This is a genomic window from Pseudoalteromonas sp. NFXS39 (assembly GCF_040148775.1).
In the GTDB taxonomy this organism is placed as follows: Bacteria; Pseudomonadota; Gammaproteobacteria; order Enterobacterales; family Alteromonadaceae; genus Pseudoalteromonas; species Pseudoalteromonas apostichopi.
This window is the reverse complement of record NZ_JAGDEC010000002.1, coordinates 263,999-286,680: the sequence shown is the minus strand read 5'-3', so window position 1 is coordinate 286,680 and position 22,682 is coordinate 263,999. Positions and strand designations below refer to the sequence as shown.

Genomic DNA, 22,682 nt, shown 5'->3' with positions numbered 1-22,682 from the left:
ATAAAAAAACCTTGTCATGAAAGTGACAAGGTTTTTTTGTGTCTGAAGTTAGGCTATCAGCCTAAAGTTTTTAAAGCCTCAGCTGGGTGGCTGAGGCTTTATTACTTAAATCGTTATGAGCCAATGGCTGGGTATGCGTAGCTTGATTGTAGGCCAAGTGGGATGCCTAAGCCCCAGTACGCGAGTAAGAAGATACTCCAACCGATTAAGAAGGCGATTGAATACGGCAACATCATGGCGATTAACGTACCAATACCTGTGCCTTTAACATACTTCTGGCAGTACACCACAACCAGTGGGAAGTATGGCATCAGTGGGGTAATGATATTAGAGCTTGAGTCACCTACACGGTACGCAGCTTGAGTCAAATCAGGTGAAATACCTAGTTGCATCAGCATTGGTACAAAGATTGGCCCTAACAGCGCCCATTTTGCTGAACTTGAACCTACAAATAGATTCACAAACGCCGTTAAGAAGATAATACCTACCACAGTCACCGAACTTGGTAATGCCATCGCTTTAAGTAGCTGTGCACCTTCAATAGCAAGTAATGCACCTAGATTTGATTTACTAAATGCGGCAATAAATAACGCGCAGAAGAACGCCATAACAATGTAGTAAGCCATACCGCTCATGGCTTTACTCATGGCATCGATCATATCTTTAGAACTTTTGAATGTACCAACTACAAAACCGTAAACTGCACCTGGGATCCAAAACAGAAAGAATATAAGTGGAACAATTGATTGCATTAACGGTGAGCGGAAATTAGTTAAAGAACCATCACTACTTCGCATTGCTGAGTCAGCTGGAGCAGAGACAAACCAAAGTAATACAAGGCCAACAATCATCACTGTGCTTGCGATATAGAATGCACGTTTTTCATCACTGCGCGCTTCATCAAAAGCAGGTAAATCTTCTGTATCACCATCAAGTGGCGTGTTTTGTAAACGCGGCTCGATAATTTTATCTGTGATATACCAGCCTAATAAGATAATAAATAAGCTTGAAGCAGAAGTGAAAAACCAGTTATTAAGCGGATTAATCGCCATATCAGGATTAATAATTTGTGCTGCACTTTGGGTAAAGCTTTGCAGTAACGGATCAATCCCTGACGGAATAAAGTTTGCGCTAAAGCCACCACTTACCCCAGCAAACGCCGCAGCAATACCAGCAAGCGGATGACGACCCATAGCATAAAAAATGACCCCAGCCAGAGGGATGACTAATACATAACCGGCATCAGTTGCCGTATGGCTGACAATCGCCACTAAGATAATAGAGGGTGTTAAAAGCTGCTTAGGTGTTACTTTTAGCATTAATTTAAGGCCAGTGTTGATAAAGCCAGAGTGCTCAGCAACACCAACACCTAACATGGCAACAAGCACCACGCCAAGTGGCGCAAAACTGGTAAAAGTTTTCACCATCGAAGACAAGAAAGTAGCAAGGGAATCCCCTGCTAATAGATTATTTACAACTATGGCTTCGCCTGTTCGCGGGTCGATTGCATCAAATGTGGTGCCCGAGAAGAGCCAAGATAAGAACCAAATAAGCAGCATTGCGACTAAGAAGATAATCGCAGGATCAGGGAGCTTGTTGCCCACCCTTTCAATCGTATTCAGAAAACGTGCGATTGCACCACTTGGTGCCTGCACATCATTATTGTTATTCATTTTCAAATTCCCTGGAAAAATATCTCGTTAACCTTAACGTATCTAAGTTCTAAGGTAAATTTTAAGTTAATAGAATTCCCTAATAAAGGTAATCACTTGATGTAAAAAAAGCGACACAGGTCGCTTTACAGTACTCATTTTAATACTTAACTAAACCGCTAGTGCTTTAACCTCATCCCAAAGGCGCACAACGAGCTCTTTATCTTCTTCGTTTAGCTCACCATTGCGATAAGCTTTAACCAGACTTGATTCAACTTGATTATTAAGTTCATCAATCGATAAATTTAATTCTTCTACTTGTGCGTAGCCTACCGCTAAGTCAAAGTGACCACGCAAATAGCCACCAGCAAATAGCTCGTCGTCAGTTGCTTTATCGACTAAATCATCAAAATATTGCTGCGCTGCATCAATATAACTTACTAAAATCATTGTTACTTCTCCTCTGGGTGCAGCCCATCTTGATGACCCACTGCATACATAATATGGTCATTAAAACCTGTGGTTACGCGAATATAACCACTTAATTCATCGTCTAACTCACTATCACCTGTATCGGCAATCAGTGGTCGGCCATTTAAGGCCTGTAATTTAGTTTTCGTTGCCACTACAATAATGTTGTCGCGACCAATCGCACGGATAAGTGCAGGACTCAATTGTTGATTTCCTCGGCCGAATATATGCCCTTGTCCACCAATTAAGGTGATCACCAACTTAGTATCTTTACCTTGTGTGAGCTCAAGTAATTGCTGTGCAGTTAAATCCTGCGCAACTAGCTCTTGGTCTGCTACTAAATCAACACCTAATAAGGTATTTTCAAGACCCATCTCTTCCATTATTGCAGCCACGGTTGAACCACTGCCCATTACATATAAGCAGTCTTCGTCCATTTCACTGACAACATAGGCAGCAATGTCAGCAAGCACTAATTCATTGGTTTCTTTACCGCCATTTTTAACTGCTTGCACATATCGCACTTCACTCGGAACTTGCATTTCACCATAGCGCTTAGCTTTTACTGTACCTTCACGAAATGCATCTTCATCGATATCCATAACATCGGCATCGCCAAGGCTGACGAGTTCACCTTTGACTAGCATCTCGACAACGCGACCTGCTGCTTTAGGGGTAATAGCGTAAACGCCAGAATGTATTTTACAGCCTGCAGGAATACCTAACACAGGGGTGCTATCACCAACCGCATGACAAATATTACGTGCAGTACCATCACCACCAGCAAATAAAATAAGGTCGACACCTTGCTCAACTAATAACTTGGCAGCCTGCTCAGTGTCATCGGGGGTGGTGATTTCATTTGTTTGGTAAATCACTTGAGTTTTAAAACCAAGCTGGCGCGCCGTCTGCTCGCCCATTTCACCGTCTACTGTGTAAATGGTTAAGTCGCCTTGATGTGCAAGCAGAACTTCAAGAGCTGCTCGGGTGCGTAAGTTTGCTTTTGGCTCTGCGCCAAGTTGCATCGCCCTTGCAGCGGTATCTGCGCCATCACTTCCCTTCAGTGCCACACTGCCACCTAAGCCGGCAACCGGATTTACAATCAAACCTAATTTAAACTGCATCAGATAAAGCTCCTGGGTTGCTTTGAAAATCGCGCTGCCATGAAAACTGTGTAGCCGTTAATGGCCATGGGGTATTATAAAAATCGCTCAATGCTTTGAGGAGTGCTGTAGTGCGCTGATTAAAACCTGTTGCTAAAAAACTCAACACTTGCTGGTGAACCCGAGCCTGAAAATCAAATCGACAGGTTTGTTCACCATTTAAATTATCAACCGATACATTAAAATCGAAACCAGCTGCTGCACTTAGCGCCCATTCAATAGCTTGAGGCTTTACTTCAACCGCTTCAAATTCAGCTTGTTGGTGTTTATCACGACCATCAGGACAATACCAATAGCCATAATCTTCTTTTAATCTACGTGCCTCTCCAGCCACTAACCAGTGAGCAATCTCATGTAAGGCACTGGCATAAAAACCGTGGGCAAACACAATTTGATGATAAGACGTTTGCTCATCAGCAGGCAGGTATATGGGTTCATCATCACCCTTTATCAAACGCGTATTATGGCTTTGATAAAAGGTGTTTTCAAAAATAGCGATTAAGTCAGCAATCTGATGCATACGGCTTGAATTTATCTCGTTAAAAGCGTCACTAAAAACGAGGCGAATTGTACGGACTTTTCCCTCTAAAGTAAAAGCAAGCGCTTCCAATCACAGGTATTTCGCAATATCTACATCATCGATTTGATCTGGATTTAAATAGCGTTTTGCATACTCAAAATAGATACCTGACGTTAAGAACAATTTGAACACATCTTGATCTACATGTTGATCGGCAACCATCTTCGCTAAAATATCAATCGCAACACTCAATGGTTTGGCTTTTTTATAAGGTCTATCGGCTGCGGTCAATGCTTCAAATATATCGGCCAGCACTAACACACGCTCAGGTATCGATAAATCATCTGCAGACAATTTACGGGGATAACCCGTGCCTTTTAATGTTTCGTGATGGGTCGAGGCATAACGCGGCACACGGGCTAATTCATCAGGAAATGGGACGTTATCTAGCATCCGAATAGTACTGATAATATGCTCATTAATTTTAAATCGATCTTCGTTTGTTAAAGTACCGCGCTGAATTTGTAAGTTATACAGTTCGCCAAGATTATACTTGTATTCTGGAATGGTTACTTTTATCCCTAAACGCTCGTCATACTGTATAGGTTTATCGTGGGCAATCAAATGCTCAGGCTTATCTGAAAGTAGCTTTTCAGCGACAGGCAATTGCTCATCATTGCTTTGAACCCTTAACTCTTCAACTGGCGAAAGGCCTATTTTATCATCAAAATTTCGCTGCCAAGTGATGTTGCTAAGCGCCTCTAAACGTCCAAGGCTTGCTTCATCCATAAACTCACCGCCAACATTACAGGCTGCTATAAACGAAAAATCACTACGTAACTCTGCTTGGCGTTTAATAAGTTCAGCCTCAAGCTCTGGTTGCTTTTCAGGTGACACTAGCACGTCTTTTAAATAAGCAATTTCTGCATCCCGCCAAAGTACCTCAAAACGCGTTCTCACTTCGTGGATACGGTTATAAATAGTTTCTAACTTTGTGCCCTTGTCTACGATATGCTCTGGAGTAGTGATTTTGCCGCAGTCATGTAACCAAGCTGCGAGGCTAAATTCCCTTAGTTCGTCTTTATTTTTAAACGCAAACTGTTTAAACGCATCCTCATTTGAGTTTGAAGCTGCTTTGGCCAGCATGATCCCAAGTTCAGGTACCCGTTCACAATGTCCTGCTGTATAAGGAGACTTATCATCGATAGCCTGAGCTATAAGCTCAATAAATGACTCCATTAAGGCTTTTTGCTTTTGCTCATGCTGCTGAATTGATTGGCTCATTTGCACCATGGAGTTGGCTAAATTATTGATTTCTTTAATACTGCTTTTTAGCGTTGAAACCTGATCAAACTGACGGTGTTTAATTTTTAAATTTTCACCCTCTAAGGTCTTAATTGGCGAAACAATTGGTGAGGCAAAAAACCATGATACAGGCAGTACCATAATCAAACAGGCCGCGGTGATAAAAATAGACAGCTTAATTTTTTCACGGGTAGAACTCAATACGCCCTCTTTGGGCACCACTATCGCTAAGTAATCGCTATTGCTCCCCCCTTCTGAAACAGGGGTAATATACACGTACTTCTCAACGCCATTTAGAGTCATTAAACGTAAATGGGCGAAGTTTGCCCGATCTGTAATTAGTGTAAGAAATTCAGGGTATGGCACTGTGCCAATCACTTGTGATTGCTGACTAGGATCGCTCCCTAACCATTTACGCTCTAGTGCAGCAATATACGAATTTGGGAGCTGCTCTATCGCCATATTAATTAAATCTTTTAGCTCTGCATCATCAGGATGAAACAATAAATGTAGAGTATCTGGTAGGAGATCATGACTATAACTATCAAGCTGATTATATTGAATCCCTTCAATAAAAAACTGATTTTGAGTGTATTTGAACACTGCTTCGTTATCTAACCCTGCATACACACGTCCTTGGCTTACCGCATCGAGCACCGCTTTGGTACTTGGCAGCTCAACAATGTCGATATCAGGAAAGTGCTCTTTAATCACTTTAATTACCGACCAGCCTTCACCAATTGCTAACTGTTTGCCCGCTAACTGCTTCATGCTAACGACCGGTGTTGAACCTTTTGCAGTAATGATACTGAACGGCAAAGTTGCCATTGTTTGGCTCATAAGACCGAGCGACTCATTTGCTGGGGTTTTAAAAATAGGCTGTACAATATCTATTTCATCTTTTGCAAATTGAGTTAAAAACTCAGTCCATGTAAAACCGTTAATAAAAGTTACCTTAATTCCGAGCAACTCAGCCAAGGCATTAATATAATCAATGCTATAGCCTTTCGGGTTACCGCCGACACTAAAGTCCATTGGTGGCCAATTAGTTTCGTTAGAAACGCTCAAATAAGGGTACTTCGCCAATACACTTTGCTGCTGTTCTGTTAAGGGAAGTTTTTCAAGCCTTGGCAAAAGTAAGCTATTTTTTTGTTGGTTAGAGGCAACAATTTCACCTTCTTTATTGTAAATGTACAGCTCACTTAAATACTGGCTACTCATTTTACTTTGCTGTTGACTCAAATATTCAGAAATACTCGACAAGCTAACGTCTAACGCCAACACACTATTTTCATTTGCTGACTTTATTGAGTAGGTTTGCCCAGGTGCTTGCAGGTGAGTAAAGAAATATGGCTTTGTTTTTTCACGCGTGTTGAGTTTGCTTGCTTAAACCACAAGCGCTCTCGCGGATCATAGCTGGTGCCTTTGGTTTGCGAGATACGTAAATTAAATTGCTGGTCAAAATAATGAGTATGCTGAACACGCTCTGCCCCTTCACCGCTAATGTGGATCACCACCCAACGGTCTGCTTCAATGGCCTGCAACTGCTGACGCACTATTTCACTGCTTTCTAAATTAATTAATTCATAAAAGTCACCATTTTCATAGCCTACATACAACGCATAAAACAATGGATTGAGCTGCATGATTTCACTCATGACATTTCTCAGCTCACTTTTATCTTCGCTGTTGGCACTGATCAAGCTACTATTTTGAACCATTACACTTAGCGTGTTTTCTGACTTTTCATTCACCCTTGCAAGGTAATCAACCACTGAGCCTGTGGCTAAATTAAAGTTTTTGACACTGGCCTCTATAGCCATTTTTTCGCTGAAATAATATTGCAGACTAATTGCAATGAGAGCTGTTAGTGAAGTTGCTAAAACGAACACGGCAACAACGGTAAGGCGAATCGAAAAACGAATTCTCGATTTAAGTTTTTGAAAAGCAGATACCAGCACTTATGCATCTCCTTGCAATGCTTTGTTCGTTAGTAATATTAGCTTGTATATCTTTTATACACCAATAATTTTGTATTACAAACAAAACTCTGCAATTTTATCCTAAAGCATAAGCAAATAATTACCTTAGATATTTTGTTAAATTGACAGAATCAATTTGCGACTCATGTAAAAACAGTTTTGCATATTTTAGGTAAATGCCGGAAGTTAAAAAGAGCTCAAATACGTCACGGTCAATATGATCGTCATCAACCATTTTCGCTAAAATATCAATAGCAACACTCAAAGGTTTGGCTTTTTTATATGGGCGGTCTGCCGCGGTTAATGCTTCGAAGATATCAGCAAGTACTAACACACGTTCAGGTATTGATAATTGTTCCGCGGTTAATTTTCGTGGGTAGCCAGTCCCTTTTAAGGTTTCGTGGTGGGTTGATGCATAACGCGGAACTTTCGCTAATTCTTTCGGGAATGGCACACTACCAAGCATACGAATTGTACTGATCACATGCTCATTGATCTTAAACCGGTCTTCCGCTGTAAGCGTGCCCCGCGCCACCGACAAGTTATACACTTCGCCAAGGTTATATTTATACTCCGGAATCGCCATATTAATGCCCAAACTTTCTGGGTACTCAACGGCTTTTTCGTGTGGAATTAAATCACTTAGCTTATCGCTCAGGAGTGACTCTTCGACAGGTAAATGCTGATTCTTCAAATCAGCCATACGCATTTCTTCAAGGGGCGATAAACCTAAACTTGCGTCAAAATGGCGCTGCCACTTAATGCTAGCAACCTCATGTAAACGAGACAGCTGCGCTTCATCCATAAACTCACCACCAACATTACAGGCAGCAATAAAGCTAAAGTCTGCGTGTAACTTTTTGGTTCGTTGGTCAAGCGTTTGCTTAAGCACAGATTGCTGCTCAGGATGGGCTAATAACTGCTCATAATAAGTAATTTTTGCATCACGTAGCAGCACTTCAAATCGGGTGCGTACTTCATGAATACGGTTATAAATGGTTTCAAGCTTAGTGCCTTTATCAACGATATGCTCAGGCGTAGTAATTTTACCACAGTCGTGCAACCACGCAGCTAAGCGAAACTCTCGTCGTTCATCAGACGTTTTAAAGCTGAACTCAGAAAACGCCTCATTTTTTGAGTCTGACGCAGCATCAGCAAGCCAAATACCCAGCTCAGGGACCCGCTCACAGTGCCCTGCCGTATATGGTGATTTGTCATCAATCGCTTGGGCGATAAGCTCTACAAATGACTCCATCAGGGCTTTTTGTGAGTTTTCATGTTGCTCAATAGAGCGACTCATATCCACCATCGAACTTGCCAAATAATGGATTTCTAAAATGTGGCTAGAGAGTGTTGAAACTTCATTATAATCTCGCTGCTGAATTTTTTTATTTTCACCTACTAATTTGAGAATCGGGTTGACGATTGAAGAGGCAAAAAACCAAGAGACTGGCAGCAGCAAAATTAAAAATAAACCAGTCACTAAAATTGAAATACGAATTTTATCTCTTATAACCGCCAGCACGTCATCTTTAGATACCAGCACCGTGAAATAATCAACTTCATCTGATTGCATATCGCTACTAAGCGGCAGCGGCAGTACAAACATGTATTTTTCTATGCCCTTTTCATGCACATTTAACATTTTGCCGAATTGATGTTCTTTGTTAGCAAGCCCTGATTTTTGTTCATCCAATTTAACTAACTTAGATAGGTCAGCAAAACTATGCTGATGACTTTGATTTTTACTGCTTGCAATAATTTCACCATTCCCCCGATAAACATACATTTCGCTTTCAACAAGGTGCTTCATTTTAGATTGTTGGTCGGTTAAAAAGTGATTCAAACTTGCACTGGCTATATCAATCGCTAATACATCGCCTGTTTGCGCTGACTTTATTGCATAGGTGTAACCTGGTACCTCAAGTACTTTAAACACATACTGCTCGGTTTTCGTTACAGAGTCACTCGTTGCATCCAGAAACCAAACTCTATTCCGTGGGTCGTAATCCGTAGTTTGGGTGTCTCTTTTACGAATGACCAACGACTCATCTAAATACGTGGTTACCTGCTTACGCTCCCCCCCCTGCCCAGAAATTTGATACACTAACCAATGATCGTCTTCATCGAGTTGGATTGATGGAGGAAGCTTTGCATACCCTTTTAAATTAATAACCTGTAATAAGTCACCATTAGCATGACCAAGAATTAGCGAATAAAAGTCTGGATGACGCGTTAAAATTTCGATCAGCACTTGCTGTAAAATTTCTTTGTTATTTTGGCTCTCTGATAATAGCCTAGTGTCGTGGATCATCACGCTTAAGGTATTATCAGCACGCTGATTGATTCTTGTTATGTGATCGGCTATTTGCTGACTAGTTTGTTTGAACTGTTCTGATTTAGATTGCAGTAATAACTTTTCACTAAAGTAATAATGCAAACTTATCGCCACGATACCGGTGAGTAAGCTAGCAAGGGCAAAAACCAGCAATACACTTGCCCTAATTGAAATTTTATAGCCTTCCGCCTGGCGTGTTAGCATTCGCGACTCCTTGCTTGCTAATAATTCAGATTAAATTAATAGAAAAGAATGTATAAAGATTATACTTAAACGAGCATAAGGTACATATTTTGTACTTATATTTAGGCTATTAAAATTTAATAACTAATTGATTCCGTCCTGCATCTTTAGCCTGATAAAGTGCAGCATCAGCTCTGGAGATAACTGACTTTTGCTCCTCTTCTTTCATTACGGTTAAGCCAAAACTTGCACGTATTGCTAAAGATAACTCACCAACCTCGCACCTTTCACTATTCATCCTTGCGATCATAGTATTAATAATAACAGTTGCATCTGACACTGAGCATAGTGGTAGCACAATAACAAATTCTTCACCGCCAAATCGATATACATCATCAGAGGAACGTAATGAGTCAGTTAAAAAAGCAGAAAAACGCTGCAATACAACATCACCTACCTCGTGACCATGGGTATCGTTAACACGTTTGAAGTAATCAATATCAGCTAAAATAACACATACTTGCTTGGACTCACCTTGCTGCTGTTTAACCATCCGCTGATATTCTTCATAGGCATTATCAAAAGCACGACGGTTAGGTAACTGAGTAAGGGCATCTTTAAGGGCTTGGCTTTTCATCTCATGGGCAAGCTGAGCAAGCTGGGTGTTCCTTACAAAAAGTTCTCTACGGATAATATGTTCATGAGCAGCCATGATCATACCTGCTAAGTTTGCTGCCACATGCGCTAAAACCACCATGTAAAAAGAGTGGTTAGATATTTCTTTACTGAAATAGATAACAGAGATAGCAAGAGCACTATATGAAATACTTAAAAATACCGATATCTTAATTGAAACCAAGGTCGAGAAATAAAATGTGATCAAGATGATCACATCAAAAAACATATGCAAAATATAGAAACGCTCATAAGTGATAGCCATAAATTGCATGTTCAAAAATAAAAACAGCATAAACACAGATATCACCAAACGAAATGACTGGATGCTTTTAATATAATTCAGAGCAAAAGCACTAAGAATACAAACTGAGACCATAATAGCTCGGCCGATTAAAGCGGTTTCTGGCCAAAATGAAGCCTGTATAATCATCTTATCGAAGAAGGTTACAAGCGCAGTGACTAATGCAATTGTACAGCACAAAAATTGCGCTATTTTTTTATCTTGACCGAATTTACTTTGTAAAAAGACATGCTCTACCTCAAGCGACTTAAATTGACAGGCATAGCGCTCAATTGTCATATCTTGATTTAATAATTTTGCTGCAAAAGCGCCCATAAATAAATGCCTACTACGAAAGGAAATGTGGGATGTTCGATTAAAGAGCAACTACTCTAGTATAGTGTGTGTGCTCATTAATTGAACTAGTATTTTTGTATAAAAATATGCCAAAAAATCCCACGCAAAAGTATAATAGGCAATAAAATTAATAGTTAGAAATTCTCAATATCGGCTAGTTAATTTCCTCACCTGCTTCATCACAGTCAACGATATCTGTTTCCTTAAGAGCTTCGCTAATCCAGATTTTGATAACCGGGCAAGCAAGTAGATGCTGGCAATAAGTTTGTGCAGCACACGATAGCTCAACTTGATACGTTTTAAAACGAAGTACTACAGGTGCGAACATCGCATCAACAATAGAGAAATCGCCAAATAACCACATATTAGGATAACTTTGTTGCTGAGAAGAAAATATCTCATCGATACGAGCGATATCTTTTTTAGCTTGTTCTGATAATTCAACATGCCTTTTAGCACGAATATTCATTGGCATTTCATTACGAAGTGCAGCAAAACCAGAGTGCATCTCGGCAGCTAGACTGCGCGCTTTTGCTCTTTGGGCTATTTCACTAGGCCAAGCGGCACCATTTAGATAAGCATCATTGATGTATTCACAAATAGCGAGTGAGTCCCACACGGTTAACTCAGCATCAATAAGTGCCGGCACTTTTTGCACGGGAAACTTATTTTTTAATGCTTCATAAAATTCAGGCGTATCTAAAACCAATTGTTGCTCTTTAAAAGAAACATTGAATTTACTTAGTAAATACCACGCTCGCAATGACCAAGTTGAGTAGTTTTTATTGCCAATAAATAATTGCATTGTACTTCCTTTAACGTTTAGATTAGGCTCACTATAAAACAGCAATTGGGCAATTACTCGCCAATTGTTTTTATAGTACCTATAAGAAAAGCTGATACATTATGGATATTGATGCCCTTAGAACATTTTGCGCCTTCGTCGATACAGGTAGTTTCACCCGTGCTGCAGCGCAAATTTCTAGAACCCAATCTGCGGTAAGTATGCAAATGAAAAAGCTTGAACAGGACCTCGCAAGTTCACTCTTTGAAAAGCAAGGTCGTCAGCTGGTGCTAACCCATCAAGGCCACCAGCTAGCAAGTTATGCGAAGCAACTGATAGCCCTTCATGATGAAGCCTTTAAACAATTAAAAGCAGGTACTGGCAATTTACGTGTGCGCATCGGCTGTCCTGACGACTATGTCCACTCTTTGCTACCACAGCTTGTTTGTGCCCTACACCAACAGTTTGATGCCTTAGATATACAGATAAGCTGCGCCCCAAGTTCTGAGCTTAGAGCCAAACTAGACCAAGGTATGCTCGATTTAGTTGTTGCCACTCGCTCACCAGACAGCGAAGAAGGTTACTTATTGCAATCAAGCCAAGGCGTATGGGTGAAAAGCCCCGCTTTTGAGATTGAAGATTCAACCCCACTTCCTATTGCCCTGTTTCAACGAGACTGTAAGTTTCACCAAGCCAGTATTGAAGGTCTCTTAAAAACCGAGCGTCGTTTTAATATTATTGCCTGCTGTGGATCAGCAGGTGCATTACATGGCTTAATTGAACAAGGGTTGGCAATCGGCAGCATGGCGCGAATAAGCATGCAAAAAGGTTTGGAAGAAATCAGCGATAATTCGTTACCAGTACTGCCTATGATTGATATCGTACTGTTGTTCGGTAATCATGCCCACAATCCACTCAATCATGAACAGCTTAAGCAGCTTGTGGAGTTGATTAAGACGTAAAGAACATATCAAGCTACTGAAGTTTTACTAACTTACGAGTTCTATAAGGTTCTGTAAGATATAAAAACTCTTTTAAATCATGAGCACTGTTGATCAACATATGTTGCTTAGGTTGTGTTAACTGCCAACTTTCTGTTTCAGCAGTTGCCAAATCGATACGCTGGAAATTAATTGTATCTGCATGCTCCATTGTTACTGCTAATTGCTGGTTACTAACAGATATACCAATAATGTCATTGCTAGCTGCTTGCCAAACAGTTTCTATATCTCCACGGGTATTAACTCGAAACACTTCATTGCTATTTGAGAAGTAGATCTGATCTTGCTCATCTAAATCCATACCATAACAGCTTAAACGTTTCCCTGAGCCTGTGAATGGTGTCAACGTTAAGCTTGTTAAATCGAATTTTGCTGGATGAAACGTCTGTCCATCCTCTGCTCGATACGAAACTAAAATCGCGTCTTCATTGTGATACATTTCTCTCAAATAAAAAGAGTGATTTCCATGAGGTATTGTTTCATAAGTGCCACTGTTTAAATCAATTTTAAACAGTGTATCTTTACTTGCGGTGTAAACCAGCCGTGCGTCTTGGCTCCAAACAATGCCAAATAACTCATGGTTATCAGGGTTAGCAAAAATGCGCGTTTGCTTGCCACTATCGTATAAAAATAATTGTTTTAATCCAAAACGATGAGACTCAAAAACAAATTTCGTTGAGTCTGGCGAAAACACGGGTAGAAAGTCGATTGATGAGGTATCTACGAGTTTGGTCAGAGTGTCAGGGTTAGCACGTGTTTGGCTAACAATATCTACATCAACATTCACTAACTCCATCAAAATGGCTTCAGCGTCTGGTGTGTACTGGGCATCACGAATTATTTGATAATTATTAAATGAAATTAGCTGAAGCTCACCATCAAGATCTAGATTTACAAGCTGATTTCGTTGGCTAATTAATAGCGCTTGATTATTCGGGTGCCAACTTAACCCTTGAATACCGTTTTCTATGATAGCAATAGTTTGTATTTTTTTACTGGCAAGGTCGAGTACATCAATACGGTATTTATTTTGCCCAGCCTCAATCCCCATCGCGACTTTACTACCATCTTTCGATAACGCATTAACGAGCAACCAATCTTGCTGTGTAGCAGCTAGTAACTGTGTCTTTTGTTTAGATTCTAAGTTAAGTGAAACGAGTCGAGTATCGTTGTTTAGTTTATCTTTTTCTATGTAATAGAGCAGCTTATCAACATGCCAATCGATGTGGTGACTGGTTAAAACGGTGTCATTAAAAACACTCACAGTCGCTTGTTCTAATGGCTGAAATTTAGATAAATCAATGCTTATAGTGTTTAGATGTTGTTTCTGCTCTGTACTTTTCACAAATGCAATCGCATTATCGGAGGTCGACCACCCCAAAGCGTAGTAGCTTGCAGCATCTTCAGTCAGCCTCACCTCTCGCTCAGTCGCAAGCTCTTTAATCCAAATCTGCTGACTTCCTTTATTACCTCGAACAAAAGCAAGGTACTTACCACTGTGTGAAAGTGACAAATTAGCTTCATTTAGTTCACTCGAAGTGAGTGGCATCAACTGAGTAAAGTAAGCAGTATCTTGTTGTTTAGGCACTAGTTGCCACGCAATAGCAATAAAGCTAACTAGTAAAACAAACAGCAACAGAACATGTTGCGCTTTTAATTTTTTGCCTGGCCCCTGTGTTACTTTCTCAAGGCTATAACCGCGCTTAGGGTGTGTAATTATAAACTGTGGGTTCTTGGCATCTTCTTGGAGTGCTTTTCGTAGCAATGCTATACAACGCTGTACCGAACTGGGGTTATAGGTAGCATTAGGCCACACTTTTGCAAAGATTACTTCTTGGCTTACAACTTCACCTTTATTTAAATAAAGGGTATGTAATACATCCATGACCTTTGGCTCGACTATTTGCTTATAATCTTGCGATGAAATTAAACATCGACTCTCATCAATTGCAAACTTGCCGATTCGATAACGCGCCACTTACTTCTCCAATAAATATTTAAGAATCAAAGATTAAGGTTTTCTTAAGAGAAACTCAAGGGTTACTCCATTGTCACTTTGCTCTGGCTATTGGATTGTTTTTGCTATCTCAAAATAGGTAATAAAAACAATGTATAAATATTTATCAACGCTCACTATTTTCATCAGTGCTTTTTTAATTTTTCAAATCCAACCGATGCTTTCAAAGCAACTGCTACCACAATTTGGTGGTGGTGCCTCTATCTGGTCAGCGAGTTTAGTGTTTTATCAAGTCATGTTACTTATTGGCTATTTCTATGCGCATAACATAGGTCGTTTTCATATTAAGTTGCAGGTAGTCATCCATATAGTTTTAGTCACCTTTGCCACACTCATTGTTGTGACAGAATTTGCAGCCCCAAATCTCACAAATTGGCCGCCTGCGCTTGCGGTGTTTGTTAATTTATTTATAGAAATTGGTCCAATATTTATTCTACTGAGCGCTACCAGCGTACTTTTACAAAGATGGTATGTGCAAACTGCTTCAGCACAGGTGCCTTACCATTGGTATTCCATCTCAAACTTGGGTTCTTTACTGGCGTTAATGAGCTACCCGCTCGTTTATGAATTACTATTTTCTTTAGAGCAGCAAACTACCTACTGGCTATTTGGACTTATCAGCTACTGCTTGTTATTAGCACTTCTAGTAATCTTTTTACTAAAAAAAGCACCCGATTTATCAAGAGAGTCTATTCAGACTAGGCCTGTCACACTATTAAAAGGTAAAGGTCAATGGCTGTTATTAAGTGCCTTAAGCTCAGCCATGTTGGTATCTACCACGCATATGATCAGCACTAATATTCCCCCCATGCCATTACTTTGGTCGTTACCTCTTGTAATTTACTTGCTCACCTTTAGTTATACGTTTGCCAACAAAGCAAATTATCAGCGTCATGTCTGGGCATATGCGTTTATATTTTCGGCTTTTGCAGGCCTGCTGATGTTTTATTTTGGCAGCTTATTCAATGCCCTAGCCCAGCTTATAATTTACAGCCTGATTCTATTAACCGCCGGTATGGTCTGTCATGGTGAGCTGAGAAACAAAGCCCCTGAAAACGAGCAATTTACCGTTTTTTATTTTTATATCGCCCTTGGCGGTGTGTTAGGTTCGCTTTTCAGTACGCTCATTGCCCCATTGCTATTTTTCCAGATTGACGAGTATTTACTTACATTAGCGGTTATTTTTAGTTTTGTGTGTTACTACCAAATAAAAGCTAAAACAAAGACAAAACAGCTCAAATTCACTCTCGCAACCAGCTCAGTTACTTGGTTAGCATGCTATTGTTTTTTAGCGGTAAACTTTAACCAATATAACGTTGCGACTAGCCGCAACTTTTATGGCTATTTAGCGGTTAAAGATATAAACACTCAATCAATAAAAGAAAGGCGCTTAATTGACGGCACCACGATTCATGGCTCAGAGCCACTAAATCCAAGCCAACAGTTTGGGCAAAGTTATTACCACCAGCATACTGGTGTCGCTAAATCACTTGCCATACTAAAGCAACACAGCGCACTAAACATTGGCGTGATTGGTTTAGGTGCAGGCGTATTAGCTCGGTTTGCAGACCAACAGGATAGTATTCACTTTTTTGAGTTAAACCCTGCTGTATACGAGATGGCAAAACGTTATTTCTCATATCTTGAAAACAGTGAAGCCAAGCTCACAGTCAGCTTAGGGGATGGTCGTATTGCGCTAAAAAATAATGCAAACGAAGTATTTGATGTCTTAATAATTGATGCGTTTTCAAGTGATGTAATTCCTGCGCATTTGCTAACCCAAGAAGCAATGTCACTTTATTGGCAGAGGCTCAATGAAAATGGCGTATTGATTGTGCATACTTCAAATAATCATATCGACTTACTGCCTGTATTACAGGCACATAGCCAACACTTCGATAAGGCTATGTTAAAGTTTAGCTATCAAGGCCATAGCCCATCAGACATAGGCTCAGACTGGGTGGTGCTAACTGATAATCAGGCTTTTTTAAATCGTGTATCTATCAGTGATTTGTCGCCCATTAAACGCTACCCACATAACGAGCTGGCAATGTGGACTGATAGCAAACACAGCCTACTTCCCTTATTAAAATTCTAACAGGCATAAAAAAAGCGCGATGATATTATCGCGCTTATTAACTGCGTTTACTTTATTTAAAGCTGCGCTTAAATCGAACCTTTGATTGGTCCATGTTCATGGCTAACATGTGGGTTTTGGCCACGTTGACGCAATAAGTGATCCATTAAGGTAATCGCCATCATCGCCTCAGCGATAGGAATGGCACGAATACCTACACATGGGTCATGACGTCCTTTAGTGATCATCTCTACCGCTTCGTTGCTAGTATTAATGCTGTTGCCCGGTATGGTGATGCTTGAAGTTGGCTTAAGGGCGATTGAGGCAATGATATCTTGCCCTGTCGAGATACCTGCAAGTACACCACCTGCGTGATTTGATGTAAAACCATCTGGGGTTAACTCATCACGGTGCTCAGAGCCTTTTTGCTCAACCACATCAAAGCCATCACCAATCTCAACGCCTTTTACCGCATTAATACTCATTAATGAGTGTGCAAGCTCTGCATCAAGGCGATCAAATACTGGCTCACCAAGACCTACAGGAACATTTTTAGCAACCACTTTAACTTTAGCGCCTACCGAATCGCCTTGTTTTTTTAGGTCACGCATGTATTCATCAAGCGCTTCTAGCTTGCTGGTGTCTGGAAAGAAAAATGCATTGTTTTCCACCTCATCCCAGTTATAGTCTTCGGCTTTGATTGGCCCTAGCTGGCTCAAACATGCTCGAATTTCAATACCATGAAACTGTTTTAAGTATTTTTTCGCAATTGCACCTGCCGCTACACGAATAGCCGTTTCACGGGCTGAGGAGCGACCACCACCTCGGTAATCACGGATACCGTATTTATGCCAATAGGTATAATCGCCATGACCTGGGCGAAACACTTCAGCGATTTTGCCGTAATCTTTTGAACGCTGATCGGTGTTTTCAATCAGTAAACCAATGCTAGTACCTGTGGTTTTACCTTCGAATACACCAGAAAGAATTTTTACTTCATCACTTTCGCGTCGCTGTGTTGTATAACGACTTTGCCCCGGCTTGCGACGGTCTAAATCAATTTGTAAATCGGCCTCGCTAATTTCAAGACCTGCTGGTGTGCCATCTACAACGCCGCCTAATGCAACGCCGTGGCTCTCACCAAAGGTGGACACTTTAAATAGTTGTCCGATGCTATTACCTGCCATTAACTTTCCTCATTCCTAATGACTACTGAGACCGAGCCCTCAGGCTCGGCTTTTAAAATTTGCTGTTAATCTGCGAAATACTTCACAAGCTGCTGTTTGCTGATTACAAACACGCCAAGGCCACCTTGTTCGAATTCAACCCACTCAAATGGTGCACCCGGGTACAGCGCTTCCATATGTACCATAGAGTTACCAACTTCGACAAATAACAAACCGTTATCAGTTAGATGCTCTGCGGCTTCCGCTAAAATGGTACGAGTCACATCAAGACCATCATGTCCCGATGCTAAACCAAGCTCTGGCTCGTGATGGAATTCACGTGGTAAATCAGCCATATCTTCAGCATCAACATAAGGTGGGTTAGCTACGATCAGATCGTACTTTTGACCCGGAACACCACTAAACACGTCTGACTGAATTGGCAGTACGCGGTCATTCAGCATGTAATCGCTAATATTAATATCAGCAACTTCTAGCGCCTCGTAAGAAATATCAACCGCATCAACCTGTGCATCTTCAAATGCTTGTGCAAGGGCAATGGCAATACATGCTGAGCCAGTGCATAAATCAAGAATGCGCGTTACCGACTCTGGCTCTTCTAACCAAGGAGCAAAACGATTATTAATTAGCTCTGCAAATGGTGAGCGAGGGATTAACACACGCTCATCAACATAAAACGGCATACCTGCAAACCACGCGATGTTGGTCAGGTATGGTACTGGCGTACAATCATTAATACGCTCTGCAATTAGTTCAGCTAAACGGCTTTTCTCGGTGCTGGTTAAACGCGCATGCATTAGCTCTTTAGGTGCATCGATTGGCAAGCTTAGTGCAGGTAATAAAAGGCTAACTGCTTCATCCCATGCGTTGTCTGTGCCGTGCCCAAAGAAAATACCACTGCTGGCGAATTGACTGGTTGTCCAACGTAACCAATCATGCAACGTTGAAAGTTCTGCAATTGCCTCGTCTAAAATTGCGTCTTCTATCTGGAAATGGTTCATGTATGTTCCTTAACTTTCAAAGTCTGTTCTGACGCGTATTGTACCGTCTTTTCAGTTGGTTTTTACTCGATTTTTAGCGTTTTTTTGTTTAGACTGCCGCCATGAAAAAAGATCCCCACGCCAACAATCACATTAGCACTGACGATATTGACTTATTTCGTCAGAGTATCAGTGGTGCCAAAGCATTTAAACAAGACACTATTCGATTCACCAATAAGCCTAAAGTGTCACAAGCGAAACAATTTTCCCAGCAAAAAAAGCAACATCAGGCAGAATTTTTCTTTTCTGATGAATATGTACCAGACATAGATACTCATGGAACTGTGAGTTATGTCAAACCTGGTCATGATAGCTATTTGGCAAAGCAACTTCGTCGTGGAGATTACCCACCTGATTTAACCCTTGATTTACATGGCTTAAATAAAGAATTAGCCAAAGATGAGCTGGCTGGTTTAATTCATGAGTGTAAAAAGCAGCATTACTATTGTGCATGTGTCGTGCATGGCATTGGTGAACGCATACTCAAACACAAGGTGCCGCAATATTTAGTACAACACCCTGATGTGATTGCTATGCACCAAGCACCTCTTGAATTTGGCGGTAAAGGTGCTGTGCTTATTTTAATTAACCTTCCACAAAGTGATGAATTCAGACGCTAACGTCTTCTTGTCATAAGGCTTAATGTGCATATTTTTTCGATTATCTTTCCACTGATTTTTATCGTGTTAAGTGGTTATATCAGTTCTCGTAGCAGGTTTTTATCGAAAGAACATATAGCAGGGTTAAGTAAGTTCACTTTTTATATTAGCGTGCCAGCGTTTCTATTTTTAAATATGGCACAAGCCGATTTACAAAGTAGTGTTTCTGTTGCGGGCTTTTTAAGTTTTTACTTTCCAGTATTGGCTATTTACGCCCTTGGCTATGTTATTGACCGCTATTTCATTAAGAAACAATCTGCAGCATCACATCACGCAGTTTTTGCCCTTGGCAGTAGTTATTCAAATACAGTGCTGGTAGGTTTGCCAATTATTATTGCGGCACTTGGCGAGCAAATGGTCGGTATTGTGTTTATGATCATTACTTTTCATAGTGCACTTTTGTTTACCCTAACCTTTTTACTTAGTGCTAAATCGCAGCAGTCTTTTTCTTGGCGAGCATTTGCTAAAAACATGCTGCTGAACCCTGTGGTGTTAAGTATCAGTAGCGGCCTTGCTGTTAACTTACTTGGTTTTACACTTTTTGATGATTTAGCAAATGGCCTCACCCTACTTGCCAAACCTGCCATTGCCTGTGCGTTATTCGTATTAGGAGCAAACCTTGCGTTTTATAAGGTGTCAGACAACTTACAAGCATCACTCATCGCAACCATCATCAAGCTTGCCGTGTTACCGTGCGGAGTCTACTTTTTTGCCAACTACGTCTTTCATCTAGAACAATCGTTAATAAACGTGCTGGTACTTTTGAGCGCTTCTCCTTTAGGTGTAAACGCCTATCTAATCGCTAATCAAATTAAGCAACATCAAGCAACACTCGCAAGTGCTGTGGTGCTCTCAACGATATTAAGTGTTGTAAGCTTTAGTGTTTGGTTAAGTATTTTACTTTAGTTTTATAAGCCACCTGATACATCTATAAAACTGCCCGTTGTGAATGATGCTTGCTCACTTGCCAAAAAGTAAATTGCTGAGGCGACCTCGTCAGCTTCACCACCTCGCCCTAGCGGTAACTTAGATTTTAACCTATTAACTCGGTTTGCTTCACCGCCATCGCGGTGCATATCGGTATAAATAAGGCCTGGCCTTACCGCGTTTACCCGAATAGCTTTACTGGCGACTTCTTTAGCAAGGCCGATCGTGAAAGTATCAAGCGCTCCTTTAGATGCAGCATAATCTAAATATTCATTTGGCGAGCCTGTGCGCGACGCACCTGATGAAACATTCACAATACTGCCTTTATTCATACGCTTAATTGCTTCTCGTGCACACAAAAATGCGCCTGTAACATTGCAACTTAAAATGGCGTTAATGCGCTTTGCATCCATCTCTAAAAGCGGCATTTGCGGCATCATCATTGCTGCATTGTTAACCAGTACATCTAAACGTGGTGCCCAAGTATCAAGCTTCGCAAACATTGCCTTCACTTGCTGCTCGTCAGCAACATCGGCTTGTATAGTAAACGCTTTAACGCCCAGTTTTTCTATTTCTTTGGCAACTTGCAAAGCACTGTGCTGATCCGACTTATAGTTGATACATACATCATAACCATGCTTGGCAAATAACTTTGCCGTTGCTGCGCCTATACCACGGCCGCCCCCGGTAATAAAAACCACAGGATTCGAACTCATTCTGATTCCTTGAAAACTAACTTAAACTGCTCACACACCAATGGCATATCAGGATGACATTGATAATCCGTACCTGCTAGCTCTCGCTGATAATAATCCCAATGCACACGCTGCCAGTATGCAAGACTTTTGTCGCCCTCGCCTTCTAATGCAGCGTAATCTGCACTTATTTGATTATATGGGATGATGGTCACTGAGACAGTTTCAATAATGCCTAAGGGCTGTCCGTGCCAATTGGTAAAAATGGCTAAATCACCGACCTCAGGAAGAGCCTCATTATTTGCTTCGAACCAATATAATGAAGGGGTTGTTGCTTGCTTTTCGCCACTTAAAACCAGCAATGCGCAGTCATTGGCATCTTGCTCATTATCGCAAAAATGCCAACTCGGTAGTTCAATAATTGCGCGCCCTGATTGCTCGTTAAATCGAGCAATCAAATGCGCTTTACGCCGTTCGTTACTTAACTGCTGCAACAACAGAAATCTCTACGAGCAGAACATCACGCGCCATTTTTGCCTCAACACAAGCGCGAGCTGGAGCATGCCCTTGAGGTACCCATGCATCCCAAACTGCATTCATCGCTGCAAAGTCTTCCATGCTTTTTAAATAGATGGTGGCGCTTAGCATATGCTCTTTGCTACTACCCGCTTCAGTAAGTAAAGCTTCTACCTTATCGAGCATAGTTTGAGTTTGTTCGGTGATATCTTTTTCAGCATCAGCACAAACTTGTCCGCATAGGTATACTGTGCCGTTATGCTTGACGATGCGGCTCATACGCGCACCGGTTTGTAAACGTTCGATTGTCATAGTAAGAACTTGAAAAATTAACAGTGGCGCTAATTTAGCAAATCCACTGTTAGATTTCGACGTTATTTGGCGAGTGAATACTGAGGTAGTGGCTGCGCTGTTTGTGTTCATCATATTCGATAACTGCAACCGCGCCTGTATTGAAAATAGGCATATGACCTGGACTTAACTGATCAACTAAATAGCTAACAATTGGCATATGGGCAACGATTAACCAGGTGTTGCATTGTGGATGCATAGCAATCAGAGTTTCCAAATAATCAGCAGCAATTTGTGGAACACCATCAGGGGTAATATCGCTGCAAGTTTCATTAAATTTTAACGAAATTTGTTGTGTAGCATCAGCAGCCGTTTGTTGTGCACGAATGTAAGGACTCACCAACAAGGCATCGGGTTTATGATAGGTTGCTAACCACTGCCCCATACGACTGGCTTCATAGTGACCGGTCTCGGTAAGTTGTCTTGCTGCATCATCTGCTTGCATTGGCGTAGCTTCGCCATGGCGCATGATTAAGATTGTTTTCATAAAAAATCAACC

Annotated in this window: 19 protein-coding genes and 1 pseudogene; 4 read left to right on the top strand and 16 right to left on the bottom strand. The window is 41.0% G+C overall.

Features of this window, described 5'->3' with window-relative positions; genetic code table 11:
- Positions 1-113: 113 nt before the first annotated feature.
- From J3455_RS04895 to J3455_RS04855, 9 genes and pseudogenes are all read right to left on the bottom strand, one after another.
- Entirely contained in the window at positions 114-1,673 is a 1,560-nt protein-coding gene (locus J3455_RS04895; protein WP_349561248.1) for an AbgT family transporter, read from the bottom strand.
- A 150-nt stretch (positions 1,674-1,823) separates the two neighbouring features.
- Positions 1,824-2,102, bottom strand: coding sequence for a YfcL family protein (locus J3455_RS04890; RefSeq protein WP_130051989.1), 279 nt, complete (start codon positions 2,100-2,102; stop codon positions 1,824-1,826).
- Between the two features lie 2 nt (positions 2,103-2,104).
- The gene (locus J3455_RS04885; RefSeq protein ID WP_167657975.1) at positions 2,105-3,247 is read right to left on the bottom strand and encodes an ATP-NAD kinase family protein; all 1,143 of its coding nucleotides are present in this window, start codon (positions 3,245-3,247) and stop codon (positions 2,105-2,107) included.
- Positions 3,237-3,806 (bottom strand): elongation factor P hydroxylase, encoded by a 570-nt coding sequence (locus tag J3455_RS04880; RefSeq protein WP_286257664.1) that lies wholly within the window; start codon positions 3,804-3,806, stop codon positions 3,237-3,239. The genes J3455_RS04885 and J3455_RS04880 overlap by 11 nt, the downstream gene beginning before the upstream one ends.
- A 90-nt stretch (positions 3,807-3,896) precedes the next feature.
- The gene (locus J3455_RS04875) at positions 3,897-6,395 is read right to left on the bottom strand and encodes an HD domain-containing phosphohydrolase (RefSeq protein ID WP_349561245.1); all 2,499 of its coding nucleotides are present in this window, start codon (positions 6,393-6,395) and stop codon (positions 3,897-3,899) included.
- Between the two features lie 20 nt (positions 6,396-6,415).
- A complete protein-coding gene (locus J3455_RS04870; protein WP_349561243.1) occupies positions 6,416-7,072 on the bottom strand; it encodes a hypothetical protein in 657 nt (218 codons plus the stop codon).
- A gap of 121 nt (positions 7,073-7,193) precedes the next feature.
- Positions 7,194-8,786 (bottom strand): annotated as a pseudogene (locus J3455_RS04865) (HD-GYP domain-containing protein); the annotation flags it as partial.
- Positions 8,787-9,744: 958 nt separating this feature from the next.
- On the bottom strand, positions 9,745-10,908 hold the full coding sequence (locus J3455_RS04860; RefSeq protein WP_349561240.1) for a GGDEF domain-containing protein: 1,164 nt from the start codon (positions 10,906-10,908) through the stop codon (positions 9,745-9,747).
- A gap of 175 nt (positions 10,909-11,083) precedes the next feature.
- On the bottom strand, positions 11,084-11,734 hold the full coding sequence (locus J3455_RS04855; RefSeq protein ID WP_167657971.1) for a glutathione S-transferase family protein: 651 nt from the start codon (positions 11,732-11,734) through the stop codon (positions 11,084-11,086).
- A 101-nt stretch (positions 11,735-11,835) separates the two neighbouring features.
- Between J3455_RS04855 and J3455_RS04850 the strand changes: the two genes are divergently transcribed.
- Entirely contained in the window at positions 11,836-12,675 is an 840-nt protein-coding gene (locus tag J3455_RS04850; protein ID WP_349561239.1) for a LysR family transcriptional regulator, read from the top strand.
- A 13-nt stretch (positions 12,676-12,688) separates the two neighbouring features.
- Here the strand turns inward: J3455_RS04850 and J3455_RS04845 are convergent, their stop codons facing one another.
- A complete protein-coding gene (locus J3455_RS04845; protein WP_349561238.1) occupies positions 12,689-14,692 on the bottom strand; it encodes a winged helix-turn-helix domain-containing protein in 2,004 nt (667 codons plus the stop codon).
- 130 nt (positions 14,693-14,822) lie between these two features.
- On the opposite strand from J3455_RS04845, the gene J3455_RS04840 reads away from it, so the two are divergent.
- The gene (locus J3455_RS04840) at positions 14,823-16,829 is read left to right on the top strand and encodes a fused MFS/spermidine synthase (protein ID WP_349561236.1); all 2,007 of its coding nucleotides are present in this window, start codon (positions 14,823-14,825) and stop codon (positions 16,827-16,829) included.
- 68 nt (positions 16,830-16,897) lie between these two features.
- Here the strand turns inward: J3455_RS04840 and aroC are convergent, their stop codons facing one another.
- Together aroC and prmB are read right to left on the bottom strand one after the other, a co-directional pair.
- Positions 16,898-17,995, bottom strand: coding sequence for a chorismate synthase (aroC, locus tag J3455_RS04835; protein WP_130051999.1), 1,098 nt, complete (start codon positions 17,993-17,995; stop codon positions 16,898-16,900).
- A 65-nt stretch (positions 17,996-18,060) separates the two neighbouring features.
- Positions 18,061-18,996, bottom strand: a complete 936-nt coding sequence (prmB, locus tag J3455_RS04830; protein ID WP_130052000.1) for a 50S ribosomal protein L3 N(5)-glutamine methyltransferase — start codon at positions 18,994-18,996, stop codon at positions 18,061-18,063.
- A gap of 101 nt (positions 18,997-19,097) precedes the next feature.
- Between prmB and smrB the strand changes: the two genes are divergently transcribed.
- Together smrB and J3455_RS04820 are read left to right on the top strand one after the other, a co-directional pair.
- Positions 19,098-19,655 carry an endonuclease SmrB gene (smrB, locus tag J3455_RS04825; protein ID WP_130052001.1) on the top strand — a complete coding sequence of 186 codons (558 nt, stop codon included), beginning with the start codon at positions 19,098-19,100 and terminating at the stop codon, positions 19,653-19,655.
- A 24-nt stretch (positions 19,656-19,679) separates the two neighbouring features.
- Positions 19,680-20,600 (top strand): AEC family transporter, encoded by a 921-nt coding sequence (locus J3455_RS04820; RefSeq protein ID WP_349561233.1) that lies wholly within the window; start codon positions 19,680-19,682, stop codon positions 20,598-20,600.
- 2 nt (positions 20,601-20,602) lie between these two features.
- Here the strand turns inward: J3455_RS04820 and J3455_RS04815 are convergent, their stop codons facing one another.
- From J3455_RS04815 to sixA, 4 genes are read right to left on the bottom strand one after another with little or no spacing between them, the layout of a single operon-like run.
- Positions 20,603-21,337: an SDR family oxidoreductase gene (locus tag J3455_RS04815; RefSeq protein ID WP_130052003.1), complete on the bottom strand. Its 735-nt coding sequence runs from the start codon at positions 21,335-21,337 to the stop codon at positions 20,603-20,605.
- The gene (locus J3455_RS04810; protein ID WP_239977151.1) at positions 21,334-21,810 is read right to left on the bottom strand and encodes an ASCH domain-containing protein; all 477 of its coding nucleotides are present in this window, start codon (positions 21,808-21,810) and stop codon (positions 21,334-21,336) included. Before J3455_RS04810 ends, J3455_RS04815 begins: the two co-directional genes overlap by 4 nt.
- The gene (locus tag J3455_RS04805; protein ID WP_130052005.1) at positions 21,794-22,144 is read right to left on the bottom strand and encodes a RidA family protein; all 351 of its coding nucleotides are present in this window, start codon (positions 22,142-22,144) and stop codon (positions 21,794-21,796) included. Before J3455_RS04805 ends, J3455_RS04810 begins: the two co-directional genes overlap by 17 nt.
- A gap of 49 nt (positions 22,145-22,193) precedes the next feature.
- Positions 22,194-22,670 (bottom strand): phosphohistidine phosphatase SixA, encoded by a 477-nt coding sequence (gene sixA, locus J3455_RS04800; protein WP_297330070.1) that lies wholly within the window; start codon positions 22,668-22,670, stop codon positions 22,194-22,196.
- Positions 22,671-22,682: the final 12 nt, after the last annotated feature.